This is a genomic window from Effusibacillus consociatus (assembly GCF_042652925.1).
In the GTDB taxonomy this organism is placed as follows: domain Bacteria; phylum Bacillota; class Bacilli; order Tumebacillales; family Effusibacillaceae; genus Effusibacillus; species Effusibacillus consociatus.
The window spans coordinates 1-12,170 of sequence record NZ_JBHSHC010000024.1 but is presented as its reverse complement, the minus strand read 5'-3'; the positions used below and the strand labels follow the sequence as shown (position 1 = coordinate 12,170).

Here is a 12,170-nt window from a genome sequence, read left to right as displayed (position 1 = left end):
AACCCCCTCCACACGATATCTAACTACCTTCCACAAACAGGGCGAAATCTCCTGCACAAGGCGATTATCTAACTATCCTTGCGCATAAGACGATTCACTGTTTCGCGGCGTATGCCGATCAGTTGTCCAATTTCCTCTTGCGTAAGCATTTCTTCAATTTGGGTTTCATGAACATACTTTGTGAGCCACTGGCGAAGCAACTGGAGCCGCTTGTGTGCAGACACAGTGGTTATCTGGTCTATGCGTTCCTGCATTGTTCTCAATTTGCTTTGCAAAAGCAGCGCTACCTCACGATATTGTTCCGGATTTTGTTGAAGCTGCCGGTACCACTCCTCGGCTTCGATCACTTCCACTTTACAATCAATCACAGCAACCGCTGTACCGTGGTACTCTTTCGGAGTGATCAAAGAATGATGCGGAAATATTTCACCAGGCAACAGCAAATTAAACAGGAACGGGGTACCATCCTCCTGTAACCGTATTACCTTGAGCAGACCGCTCCGCAGCCGGTAAAGCGGTCCAACCTCACCTTGCCGAAAAAGCACCTCACCTTTATGCAGTGTGATCAATTTGTTCACCTCACTGTCACGAACGGAGTGATTCAGGTCACAGGTTACCTTTTTCAATTCCGATATGATAGTTGCAGTTCAAGATACAAGGAGGAAGAACGGATGCAAACAGCTCTGACACTCTATGAACAACTTGGTGGACAAGAGGCAATTCAAAAGGTAGTAGAACGTTTTTATGAAAAAATACTGTCTGATGATACAATTAACCATTTTTTTAAAGAAACGGACATGAAAAAGCAAATCCGTCATCAAACTTTATTTCTCACTTGGGTAACAGGCGGTCCCAATCAGTATACAGGACAATCGATGTCCAAGGCACATGAAGGATTGAACTTGCAAGAAGAACACTTCAATGCGGTAGCCGGCCATCTTGTCAGCACTTTGCAGGAGTTTGGGGTGACTGAACAGCAAATAGGCCTTGTGGTTGAAAAACTTTTAACAATGAAAGAGGATGTTTTGAGGAAATAACCGATTCCCATGAAAGCAAAGAATCGACTGTCGGGGTAGTCGATTCTTTGGTTGGTTCTTTATACCCCTCCATTATTCCTTTGCATGGCAGCTTCGTCGTTTGACGTGACATCCCCTCGAAGTTCAGGGTTCACTGTTTCATTCAAATCATCCGCAAACTGATCCAGCCGGCCCGGCTTTGACGGGGGCCGGTCCGGATTGCGCGTATTCGGGGCATTGTTGGTCCCTCTGTCTGACATCGAATTCACCTCCATCGGGTAGTGTGCCCATTTTTGTGGTAAAATTTAGGGAGACTTTCGTAGGGGGGAATTTGAATGGACAATCGTTTCACGCAGTACTTTACAGAAAACCGAGACAGACACCTGAACGAACTGAAGCAGTTGCTGCAAATCCCGAGCATCAGTGCACTCTCCGAGAACAAGAAGGATGTGATTCGAGCGGCTGAGTGGATTGCCAATTCTCTAAAGCAAGCAGGAATGGACAACGTGAAAGTTATGCCTACCAAAGGTCATCCCGTTGTCTACGGAGAATGGCTGAAGGCAGAAGGCAAGCCAACCGTCTTGATTTACGGACACTACGATGTGCAGCCGGTTGATCCATTGGAACTATGGGAAACCCCTCCGTTTGAGCCGGATATTCGGGATCACAAGATTTATGCCCGCGGAGCAACCGATGATAAAGGGCAAACGTTCATGCATATCAAGGCGTTGGAAGCCATTTTACATACAACGGGGACCCTTCCCCTCAACTTCAAATTCTGTATCGAAGGCGAAGAAGAAATTGGAAGCCCGAATCTGGACCTCTTCGTCGAAGAGAACAAGGATCTGCTGACCGCTGATGTGCTTGTGATCTCGGACACCCCAATGCTTGAAAAAGGGAAACCCGCCATCTGTACAGGCCTGCGTGGTCTTTGCGGTCTGCAGATCGATGTGAAAGGAGCTGTCGGAGATCTTCATTCCGGGCTTTACGGCGGAGCCGTACAAAACCCGATTCACGCTCTCGTGCGGATCCTGGATTCGATGAGAAATCAGGATGGCCAAATCGCGGTGGAAGGATTTTATGACCGCGTCGTTCCCGTTTCCGAAGAGGAACAGGAAGCTTTTCGGTCACTCGGCATCAACGAAGAAGCAATTCGGCAGGAACTTGGCGTACCTGAATTTTTTGGTGAAAAAGGGTATTCGCTGCTGGAGCGGACATGGGTTCGTCCCACACTGGAAATTAACGGCATTTATGGCGGCTTCCAAGGGGAAGGAATCAAAACTGTGCTTCCTTCGGAAGCGCATGCCAAGATCACGTGCCGTCTCGTTCCCGATCAAGATCCTGATGAAATCGTAGCGCTTATCCGAAAACATATTGAAAAACATACGCCTCCAGGTGTTACGGTTACAACCCAGCTTTTTGACAGGGGACGCCCATTTGCAACGCCAATTGATCACCCGGCGATCCAAGCTGCCGGTCGTGCCTATGAAGCGGTTTATAAAGCGCCCGCAGCCTTTACACGTATGGGTGGATCCATCCCGATCGTGGAAACGTTCGGACGTTTACTTCAACTCCCTGTAGTTCTGATGGGATTCGGCCTGCCGAACGAGAACTTCCATGCCCCTAACGAACACTTTCATCTGGAAAACTTCGACAAAGGGCTGCTGACACTTTGCGAGTACTGGTTTGAGCTGGAGCGAACATTGGAAAATTAAAGCCAGTTGGATGAAGGCGCCCTCTTTGAGTGGACGCCTTTTCATTTGATGAAACTTTTTCCTTGCTTGAATCCTGCTTGTTTCGTGCTAAACTGATTGAGACAGTTCCCGAAACAAAATTCAACAAAGGTTTGATGATTATGAATCTGGTTTCTGTTATGAACTTAAACAAATCATACGGTGAAAAAATACTTTTTCAAGATATAACGTTCGGCATCGATCAAGGGGAGCGGATCGGTTTAATTGGCGTGAACGGAACCGGCAAGTCGTCGCTGCTGAAAATTATTGCGGGAGTGGACCATCCTGACAGCGGACAGGTTACAACCGGGAATGGAATTCAGATTGAATATCTGCCGCAAAACCCGGTATTCGATGACAACCTGACCGTATTGCAATCGGTCTTTCAAAGGTCTTCTCCCGTATTGGCGCTGCTGGGTGAATATGAACAATTACTTGAACACCTTAACCAAAATCCGGATGACAGCAAGCTTCAATCACGTCTCTTGCAACTTAGCCAGCAAATGGATGTCCATAACGCATGGGAACTGGAAGCAAACGCAAAGACCATTCTTAATCGCTTAGGCATCACGAATTACAGCAGCATTGTTGGAAATCTCTCAGGTGGTGAGCGCAAACGTGTTGCAATGGCGCGCGCTCTCATCCGGCCAGCTGATTTGCTGATTCTGGATGAACCGACCAACCATATTGATCATGAGACAATCGATTGGCTGGAAGGCTATCTGTCCAAAAGCAAGTTCGCGCTGCTCATGATTACCCACGACCGGTATTTCCTGGATCGGGTTGTGAATCGAATCCTTGAATTGGATAAAGGGCACCTGTATTCCTATGCCGGAAACTATGAAAAGTTTCTCGAACAAAAAGCGGAACGGGAAGAACGCGAGGCGGCAAGTGTTGACAAACGACAGAACCTTTTGCGTCGCGAGTTGGCCTGGCTGCAGCGGGGCGCGAAAGCCAGAACCACAAAACAAAAAGCGCGGGTCGAATTCGTAAAGTCCCTCAGGGATCAGAAAGTGGAAAAATTGGCCGACAAATTGGAGATCGCAATCGGTTCTGAATGGTTGGGAAATAAGGTGATAGAGCTGACTCAGATTTCAAAGGTTTTTGAAAATCGGACCCTGATTAAGGACTTTTCCTGCTTAATCAAGCCGCGAGACCGGATAGGGATTGTGGGCCCCAACGGGAGCGGCAAGTCCACACTTTTAAATATCATGGCTGGGAAGCTCTCTCCCGACAGGGGTTCCGTCGACATTGGAACAACAGTAAAAATGGCTTATTACACACAAGAAAATATAGATATGGATGAGTCAAAACGAGTGATCGAATACATTCAGGAGGCCGCTTCTTACATCAAAACTTCTGATGGTGAAACAATCTCCGCCGGACAGATGCTGACCCGATTTTTGTTCCCGCCTTCGGTCCAGTGGACCCCGATTGCCAAACTATCCGGCGGTGAGAAGAGACGCTTGTATCTCCTGCGGATTTTGATGAGCCAACCGAATGTACTGCTGCTCGATGAACCGACAAACGATCTGGACATCCAAACCTTAACGATCCTTGAAGATTATCTGGATCATTTTGACGGGACGGTGATCACCGTATCTCATGACCGGTATTTTCTTGATCGGGTGGTGAATCGTCTGCTTGCGTTTGAGGGACAAGGTAAGATCCATTCGTACATGGGGATGTATTCCGAGTATCAATCCAATCGATCGGAAGAAGCTGTTCACACTGAAGTCAAGGAAGTTAAAGCAAAAGAACTTGACAGAACCAGAACCTCCACCCAAAAAACTTCGTCCCGCCCCCTTAAGCTTTCCTTCAAGGAACAACGGGAATATGACACGATCGAAGAGACAGTTGCGGAACTTGAGGCCAAGCTTAGTGAAGTGCAGGATGAATTGGCCAAAGGTGGAACGGATTACACCCGTTTGCAAAAGCTGATGGAAGAACAATCAATGCTCGAGTCGGAACTTAACGCAGCAGTCGAGCGCTGGGCGGAGCTAAGTGAATTGGTCGAGGAAATCTCCCGAAATAAGCAAAAGTGATAGTTAATTACCATCTATAATAGCCAATTGTTCTTTTGGTCATAAATAAAACGAACTGTCTGGAAAAAATAAAAACCCTTGGTATACAAGGGTTTTTACCTAATTTGAGATTTACACTAGAACGGCAAATCATCATCCGAAATATCGATCGGCTTGCCGTCATCGACAAACGGATCTTCGTTAAATGTGTTATTTTTCTTCGGAGCGCTAAAGCCTGCATTGCCGCCAAAGCCTGCGCCGGCTGCTTCAAAACCGCCGCCGCTTGTATTGTCCCCGCGGTCAAGGAATCGAACGTTGTCTGCAACAACTTCAGCGACACGTACTTTTTGGCCTTCTTTATTATCATAACTGCGGATTTGAAGACGGCCTTCGACCGCTGCCATTCGCCCCTTTTTCAGGTAGAGTAGGAACCAGACGCCTTTTTCAAAACCTGGCATGTTAGTGAGTGGCGGGAAATGATAGACTGATAGTTCGTTTTTCTATTTTCCACTCACTATAAAACGTTCCTGTAGTCATATGCTCTGCATGAATCGTCTGCCCATACCAGTTTGAATAGGTTTTCCTGAACCTCTCTCAGAACCGTACGTATACCTTTCGGCATATACGGCTCGCCAGTCATTCTACACTAAGAGTGTCTTTGTCGTAGTTTAATCTAGCTTGCCAGCGTGAAGATCATCGTGGCATTTTAAACACATTACTACAGTTTTACGGTTTCTAGCAAGCATGAATTGTTCCCAACGGGCTTTTCCTTTGAGGTCTTTGAATTTCCTTACGTGATGGACTTCGAAGGGCCCTGTTGTATCATCACACCATTCACATTTGTTCGCTTTGATTCTCTCTTCAAGACTTGTGACTGCAGAGTAGATGAGTGTGTTTTTTGGTTGATCCACGTTTGGTTCTTTAAGTGGCTTTAGTCTTCTTTTAAAGCCTTCATGATAAAATGCTCTGAACTTCATTTGTCCTTTTGCATTTTTAAACCAAACTCCCAATTCTCCGTCACGCGAGAATTTCTTTGCGATGAAGGATGTTTTGGTTTTGTATTTCATAGCAAGTGTCTTGAGAAAGCTTGTGCGAATGAGGTGATATGGGTGATTGAGCTTATTGACGTTCTTTGCTAAGCTGTAGTAATTGTAAAAGCCTCTAATTTCTGAGTTGTAAATGCTGACAATTTCTAGGTCGTCATTGTTTTTGTACTTGCCCCGTTCTTTGGCTTTCCATTTCCCTTCCTTATCGATGTAGATGTAATCGTTTTTGAGCATAAATTTTTCTATTGCTTCGTATGGAAGAGATAGTGTAACATGTCCAGACGTTGTTCTTACCCAACCCCCGCCTTTTCTGTTTTTGATGCTTACGCTGTTTCCTTTTCCGTCGGATATGAATATTTCATATCCTAGAAATTTGACTGGGTTTTTCCAGTGGGTAATTAACGTTTTTTCTGCGCTGAGTTCTAATTTTAGTTCTTTTTGCAGAAAGTCCTTGATGTCTTCTTTGATTTGTTCGGTTTCTTCTCTACTGCCTATAACGCTGACTACAAAGTCATCCGCGTATCTTACATAGTTGAGTCGTTTGAAGTTTTCATCCATAGGGTGCACAGAGTCGATTTTGGTGCGCTTTACTTCTAATTCTTTTATGGTTGTTTGTAGCGCTTTTAGTTCCTCACCAGATAACTTTGGGTTCATTAGTTTGCGTCTTTTGTTTTCTATCTGGAAACTGATTGCCTTGTACTCTGGGTTATTTTTTCGCTTTTTACCTTTGTCGAACTTCGTTTTATACATTTCCATGTATTTATCCAGTTCGTTGAGGTATATGTTTGCGAGCAGAGGGCTGATTATTCCACCCTGTGGGGTGCCACTATATGTGTAGTTGAATTTCCAATCCTCCACATACCCAGCTCTTAGGAATTTCCAGATCAGTCTGAGGAATTTTTCGTCTCTAATTCTTTTTCTAAGAATATTTATGAGGGTTTCGTGGTTGATGTTATCAAAGAAGCCTTTGATATCTCCTTCGATCCACCACTTTGTTCCTCTACACTTTTGCGTGACTTCTTCAAGGGCAGTATGACAACTTCTTGAAGGTCTGAATCCGTGAGAGTGTTCTGAGAATGTGTCCTCATAAATAGCTTCAAGGATGTTTCTAACGACTTTTTGCAGGATTTTGTCATAGGTAGCTGGAATGCCTAGTGGTCTTTTACCGCCATTTTTCTTCGGAATGTACTCCCTTCGGGCAGGTGTGGGTTGATATTGTTCTGTTTTTAGAGCTTCGATGATTATATTGACCTTTTCTAGGCTGAAACCGTCAATCGTTTGTCCATCTGAACCTGGAGTCATGTTACCTGGTTTTGGGGCAATTTTTCCATAAGCCATGATGTAGAACTCTGGGTTGTATAAATTTCTGTATAGCTTATCGAAGACATATGACGGATCGCTACGAGTTTTCTCTCTTAGTGTATCTAATACCACTCTTGGATCTCTCATGGTCTCTCACCATATCCCTTTGTGTTTTAGATACGAACAACCTGTCTCCCTTCGCCATGTATACGGCTTTCCCGTACTCGGACTACTATGGAGACTCCGTCACCATATTGGATTTTCAGGTTCCTTGTGAACCATAGCCATTTAGGAAAAGGTGAGAAGAAGTATTAGAAACTCACATTCAGTTCCTTTAAAGTTGGCGCTCCAACTTAGGTGATCCCCGTTTAGTCTTCTGGTTTGATAATCCGTGAACTGTTTAGGTCCTCCATTCATCCTTTACTTCCTATTGGAAGTTGGCCGAGCCGTTTCTGATGAGCATGTTTACAATACCCATAAACATGCATCGGCTCATACGACCTTACAGCCGTCATAGGTCATCGGGTGCACGCTTTGCCCGCCTTGGATTGGAGTTCAAGCAGTTTAGCCTTGACCATGCAGTTCCTTTCGACTCGACACTCAGTTGCGGAACGTACGGCTCGTCCGACTTGTGCCTTTTCCACCATGCTACACTCCCCTTTGGGTTTCCTCTCCGGATAAGGTGGCTATCGACAGAGCCATCAGTTACTCTGGCCGCTTATGCGGCAATCAAACCAGCGCCGTACGGGCGCACGTATTGGGCGCAAAGTTCACCGAGTTTTTGCCACACCACGATGTTAATAAAATCGGTCTCCCGCTCTCCCATTTGATTGGCGCGCGGACGGTCAACCGCCAATGAGAAAGATGCGACGGCCGTTCCGGATGATGTATAGCGGAGCTCGGGATCAGCTGTCAATCGTCCAATCAGGATAATCCGGTTCAACATTCAGGAATTCCTCCATTTATACTTCTTTTCTATCAGTCTATCATTTCCCGATTTTTGTCACAAGTTAACGAATTTGAGAGTCGTGGAGTAACCCTAAACATTAAACCGGAAATGCATAACATCGCCATCGTTCACTACGTACTCCTTGCCTTCAAGACGAAGCAAACCTTTTTCCTTCGCGGCATTCATGGAACCTGCACTGATCAGGTCATTGTAGCCCACAACTTCAGCCCGGATAAAGCCTTTTTCAAAGTCAGAGTGAATCACGCCGGCTGCACCCGGAGCTTTCGTCCCCTGACGGATCGTCCAAGCGCGCACTTCCTTTTCTCCTGCAGTGAAGTAGGTAATAAGCCCTAGCAGTTTATAGGCCGCTTTAATCAAACGATCCAGACCGGATTCTTGAAGCCCGAGCTCCTCCAGGAACATTTCTCGGTCTTCCCCTTCAAGCTCCGCAATTTCCGATTCTACTTTTGCGGAGATTACCACTACTTCCGCTTTCTCTTCCGCTGCGTATTTTTTTACGGCTTGCACGTATTGGTTGTCTTCCGCGTTTGCAACTTCGTCTTCCGAAACATTCGCTACATAAAGAACCGGCTTGATTGTTAACAGGTGCAGATCCCGAATCAACAAGCTCTCTTCTTCATCCAACTCAACAGAACGGGCCGGTTTCCCGTTTTCAAATGCATCCTTCAATCGTTCCAATACATTCACTTCTTGTTGAGCTTTCTTATCTCCGCCCTTTAACCCTTTGCGGGCACGTTCCATCCGGCGTTCCACCGAATCCAAATCGGCAAAAATGAGTTCCAGGTTGATTGTCTCGATATCGGAAAGAGGATCCACTTTGCCCGCTACGTGTGTAATGTTCGAATCCTCAAAGCATCGAACCACATGGGCAATCGCGTTTACTTCCCGTATATGGGACAAAAACTTGTTGCCAAGACCTTCCCCACGACTTGCGCCTTTTACCAGTCCCGCAATGTCAACAAATTCAAACGCAGTCGGCAAGATGCGCTGCGGGTGGACGATCTCCGCCAGCTTCTGCAAGCGCTCATCCGGCACCTCTACCACGCCCACGTTTGGATCTATTGTACAAAACGGGTAATTCGCCGCTTCCGCACCCGCTTTTGTAATCGCATTAAAAAGAGTCGATTTCCCAACATTCGGGAGACCTACTATACCACAAGTTAAAGCCATTTCTGGCACCTCCACTCCATACAGTCAAAAGTCACACTTTTACCATTATACCAAAACATAAGGGCACTACATAGCGTGACCTTGCACCCTGCGGTACTTTGGCGGAACGTGTGCCCTAGGATGCAATGGTCTTTAAATACTTTGGCACAAAAAACAGACCTCCCTTGAGCTTGACGGGCTAAGGGGGTCTATCCTCGAAAAACCTGTTAAAAAAAAGCCGCCCCCCTTGGAGGGAGGCTAGAGAGATTACCGTGTGAACGCGGGTTCTTTTTTTCTTGGACGGGCATCTTTCTTAGGCCCTTTCCCACCCGAACGGCCTGCTGTGTTCCTGCCGCCGCCGAATTGCTTGCCGGGACGAGCCGGTCCGCGCCGATCTTTCGAGCGGTTTTGTGGCCCCTTCACCCGAAGCGGTTGTTCTGCAGTTAAGGTAACAGGCACTTCGCTAGTGTTTTTCGTCAAAAGTTTCAGCGCCGCTGAGACAAGTGTTAAGGAGTCGTGCTGTTCAAGCAGCTCTTCTGCAAGATTTTTGAACCCCGATAGGTCGTTGTGGGCTACGGCATCCACCAACTGGTCCATCGCAATTCTTTGTTTTCCAAGCCGCGCCTCCGCAATTGTTGGCAAGGGGAGTTTCGTGATCTTTCGCTTTGTAATCCGTTCAATTTGGTGCAAATGTTCGACTTCACGAGGTGTTACAAACGTAGTGGCGATTCCACTTTTTCCCGCACGCCCTGTTCTTCCGATTCGATGGACATAACTGTCGATATCTTGTGGAATGTCGAAGTTATACACATGGGTAACACCGGATACATCAAGCCCTCGCGCGGCAACGTCCGTAGCAACCAAAATATCAACCGCTCCGTCACGGAATTTGCGCATGACCGTATCCCTTTGTCTTTGACTCAGGTCGCCATGCAGCCCGTCCGCCTGGTATCCGCGAGTAATAAGAGCATTCATCAATTCGTCCACACGCCGTTTGGTACGGCCGAAGACAATTGCCAGCTCGGGATTTTGAATGTCAAGAAGACGTGTCAATACATCCAGCTTCTGGCGTTCCGGAACTTCATAATACACTTGCTCGATCAGGGGAACGGTAACTTCTTGCGCCTTCACCGCCACATGCTCGATGTCTTTCATGAATTTCTGGGCCAAGCTTTTTACAGCCGGCTTCATAGTAGCGGAGAACAACAAGGTCTGTCTGTTGTCCGGGCAAGTTTTGAGGATCGATTCAATATCCTCAACAAACCCCATATCCAACATCTCGTCCGCTTCATCTAATACGACCATCTTAATGGTATTTAGCCTGATTGTCCGCCGGTTGATATGGTCGATCAATCTTCCAGGAGTTGCAATGATCACATGGGGGCGATTTTTTAAAGCTTTAATCTGACGATTGATATCCTGCCCCCCATATATCGGAAGGGTCCGGACACGCTTATAGAGTCCGACTTTGCCGATTTCCTCTGCTACCTGTATGCAAAGTTCACGGGTCGGAGTCAAGATCAGACCCTGTACGTAATCTTCGTCCGTGTTAACCATTTCCACCATCGGAATTGAAAATGCCACCGTTTTGCCGGTGCCGGTCTGGGCTTGGCCAATCATATCCCGACCTGTAAGCGCTACCGGTATTGCCTGAGCTTGAATGGAAGTTGCAGATTCGAAACCCATTTCTTCCAAAGCCTTCATGACAGGCCTGCTTAAATTAAGATCCATGAATTGAGACATTTGTCCACCTCTTTTCTTCTTTCCATAGTACACATATATCATTGACCAAAAGACAAAAAATAACCCATTTGGGCATTCACCCAAATGGGCTATTAAAGCCTTTACAGCTTGGTTACGTTTGCTGCTTGAGGGCCGCGGTTGCCTTGAACCACTTCAAAGCTCACACGCTGACCTTCTTCAAGGGACTTGAATCCTTCACCAAGGATCGCGCTGAAGTGTACGAATACATCGTTTCCGCCTTCAGTTGCGATGAAACCATAACCTTTTTCTGCATTAAACCATTTAACTGTTCCTTGTTGCATTGCGAAAATCCTCCTAAATACCCACTCTAGGCTTTTAAAATAATCATTTGCACAAAATCCGTTTATGATACAGAAAAGCCGGTGCGTCTGCACCTATGAAAGGGCACAGCCGAACCGGCTACTCATCGTTTCATAAGCAAACATTAAGCGCAAATGTTGTCACTTAGACATTTCTCATTATAACACATTATCTATGTTTGTCAAATTCTGAAAAATTATTCAAGTGTATCGTTATTCCTCAAATAAAAAATTGACCAGCTTTTGGTGATAGGGTGTACTCACTTGAAACCCGGTGCCTGTTTTCTCCTTGTGGGGGGCAACCTCTTCTATCGGCATTTCAAATACTGGCGGTTCCACGACCGGCAGTGAGTGAGATGCCAGCTGACAAATCAGCTTTCCGATAAACTCTTGGGTTACGCTGTGATTCAGCCAATGCTGCTGCTCTGTTGAGAGAGGTTGAGGAAGCGGAATTAAGACATTTGGCTGCCTGCTGGCCAGTTCCTGATTCACCCCGGTAATAAACATTTGCCCGATTTTTTTGCTAAAACCTCTCCCTTCCGTTTCTTTGAGATGGTTGAGAAACTCGATCACATGGATAGGAGTGTCGGCCGGAAGGCGAAACGAAATCACCTGTCCAACTCCGATTCCACGGTTCATACTCTACCCCCTATTTTACAGCTTCTTCCGGTTGCAAACCTTTATTCCGGAGATAGATGCTCAATAGTTTGTAGTACGCCCTGGCAATCATCCAGACGCTTTCTTTCGCATTGACAAACCGGAGCGGGTACCCTTCTTCCTGCTCGTTAATTTTGTCCAAATAAGATCCCCATGCTGCTTCTCAGCACCAGCAGAAGGATGAAAATAACCTCATGTCGAACTGAATTC

Annotated in this window: 11 protein-coding genes and 2 pseudogenes; 3 read left to right on the top strand and 10 right to left on the bottom strand. The window is 46.3% G+C overall.

The genetic code is table 11. The features are described from left to right. Positions 1 to 68 precede the first annotated feature (68 nt). Positions 69 to 566, bottom strand: coding sequence for a Crp/Fnr family transcriptional regulator (locus tag ACFO8Q_RS04020; RefSeq protein WP_380024483.1), 498 nt, complete (start codon positions 564 to 566; stop codon positions 69 to 71). 105 nt (positions 567 to 671) lie between these two features. On the opposite strand from ACFO8Q_RS04020, the gene ACFO8Q_RS04015 reads away from it, so the two are divergent. Continuing rightward, entirely contained in the window at positions 672 to 1,037 is a 366-nt protein-coding gene (locus ACFO8Q_RS04015) for a group I truncated hemoglobin (protein WP_380024451.1), read from the top strand. A gap of 59 nt (positions 1,038 to 1,096) precedes the next feature. Here the strand turns inward: ACFO8Q_RS04015 and ACFO8Q_RS04010 are convergent, their stop codons facing one another. Beyond that, entirely contained in the window at positions 1,097 to 1,276 is a 180-nt protein-coding gene (locus ACFO8Q_RS04010) for a hypothetical protein (protein WP_380024450.1), read from the bottom strand. Between the two features lie 75 nt (positions 1,277 to 1,351). Here ACFO8Q_RS04010 and ACFO8Q_RS04005 point away from each other — a divergent pair, with 75 nt between their 5' ends. Continuing rightward, the gene (locus ACFO8Q_RS04005; protein WP_380024449.1) at positions 1,352 to 2,731 is read left to right on the top strand and encodes a dipeptidase; all 1,380 of its coding nucleotides are present in this window, start codon (positions 1,352 to 1,354) and stop codon (positions 2,729 to 2,731) included. 140 nt (positions 2,732 to 2,871) lie between these two features. Further along, positions 2,872 to 4,794 (top strand): ABC-F family ATP-binding cassette domain-containing protein, encoded by a 1,923-nt coding sequence (locus ACFO8Q_RS04000; RefSeq protein WP_380024482.1) that lies wholly within the window; start codon positions 2,872 to 2,874, stop codon positions 4,792 to 4,794. Between the two features lie 116 nt (positions 4,795 to 4,910). Here ACFO8Q_RS04000 and ACFO8Q_RS03995 read toward each other — a convergent pair. The 8 genes and pseudogenes from ACFO8Q_RS03995 to ACFO8Q_RS03960 all read right to left on the bottom strand — a co-directional run. Beyond that, a pseudogene (locus tag ACFO8Q_RS03995) lies at positions 4,911 to 5,195 on the bottom strand (single-stranded DNA-binding protein); the annotation flags it as partial. Positions 5,196 to 5,441: 246 nt separating this feature from the next. Continuing rightward, a complete protein-coding gene (locus tag ACFO8Q_RS03990; protein ID WP_380024448.1) occupies positions 5,442 to 7,268 on the bottom strand; it encodes a reverse transcriptase/maturase family protein in 1,827 nt (608 codons plus the stop codon). Positions 7,269 to 7,869: 601 nt separating this feature from the next. Next, positions 7,870 to 8,067, bottom strand: a pseudogene (locus ACFO8Q_RS03985) (single-stranded DNA-binding protein); the annotation flags it as partial. A 93-nt stretch (positions 8,068 to 8,160) separates the two neighbouring features. After that, a complete protein-coding gene (gene ychF / locus ACFO8Q_RS03980) occupies positions 8,161 to 9,261 on the bottom strand; it encodes a redox-regulated ATPase YchF (protein ID WP_380024447.1) in 1,101 nt (366 codons plus the stop codon). Between the two features lie 246 nt (positions 9,262 to 9,507). Continuing rightward, complete coding sequence (locus ACFO8Q_RS03975) at positions 9,508 to 10,983, bottom strand: degradosome RNA helicase CshA (protein WP_380024446.1); 1,476 nt, start codon at positions 10,981 to 10,983, stop codon at positions 9,508 to 9,510. Between the two features lie 101 nt (positions 10,984 to 11,084). Continuing rightward, complete coding sequence (locus tag ACFO8Q_RS03970; protein ID WP_380024445.1) at positions 11,085 to 11,285, bottom strand: cold-shock protein; 201 nt, start codon at positions 11,283 to 11,285, stop codon at positions 11,085 to 11,087. 231 nt (positions 11,286 to 11,516) lie between these two features. Next, entirely contained in the window at positions 11,517 to 11,942 is a 426-nt protein-coding gene (locus ACFO8Q_RS03965) for a hypothetical protein (protein WP_380024444.1), read from the bottom strand. 10 nt (positions 11,943 to 11,952) lie between these two features. After that, entirely contained in the window at positions 11,953 to 12,102 is a 150-nt protein-coding gene (locus tag ACFO8Q_RS03960; protein ID WP_380024443.1) for a hypothetical protein, read from the bottom strand. Positions 12,103 to 12,170 lie beyond the last annotated feature (68 nt).

Excerpts from the sequence above, each read along its gene's own strand:
- ACFO8Q_RS04015 (WP_380024451.1), top strand. The coding sequence starts at position 672 with ATGCAAACAGCTCTGACACTCTATGAACAACTTGGTGGACAAGAGGCA.
- ACFO8Q_RS04010 (WP_380024450.1), bottom strand. The coding sequence starts at position 1,276 with ATGTCAGACAGAGGGACCAACAATGCCCCGAATACGCGCAATCCGGAC.
- ACFO8Q_RS04005 (WP_380024449.1), top strand. The coding sequence starts at position 1,352 with ATGGACAATCGTTTCACGCAGTACTTTACAGAAAACCGAGACAGACAC.
- ACFO8Q_RS04000 (WP_380024482.1), top strand. The coding sequence starts at position 2,872 with ATGAATCTGGTTTCTGTTATGAACTTAAACAAATCATACGGTGAAAAA.
- ACFO8Q_RS03990 (WP_380024448.1), bottom strand. The coding sequence starts at position 7,268 with ATGAGAGATCCAAGAGTGGTATTAGATACACTAAGAGAGAAAACTCGT.
- ychF (WP_380024447.1), bottom strand. The coding sequence starts at position 9,261 with ATGGCTTTAACTTGTGGTATAGTAGGTCTCCCGAATGTTGGGAAATCG.
- ACFO8Q_RS03975 (WP_380024446.1), bottom strand. The coding sequence starts at position 10,983 with ATGTCTCAATTCATGGATCTTAATTTAAGCAGGCCTGTCATGAAGGCT.
- ACFO8Q_RS03970 (WP_380024445.1), bottom strand. The coding sequence starts at position 11,285 with ATGCAACAAGGAACAGTTAAATGGTTTAATGCAGAAAAAGGTTATGGT.
- ACFO8Q_RS03965 (WP_380024444.1), bottom strand. The coding sequence starts at position 11,942 with ATGAACCGTGGAATCGGAGTTGGACAGGTGATTTCGTTTCGCCTTCCG.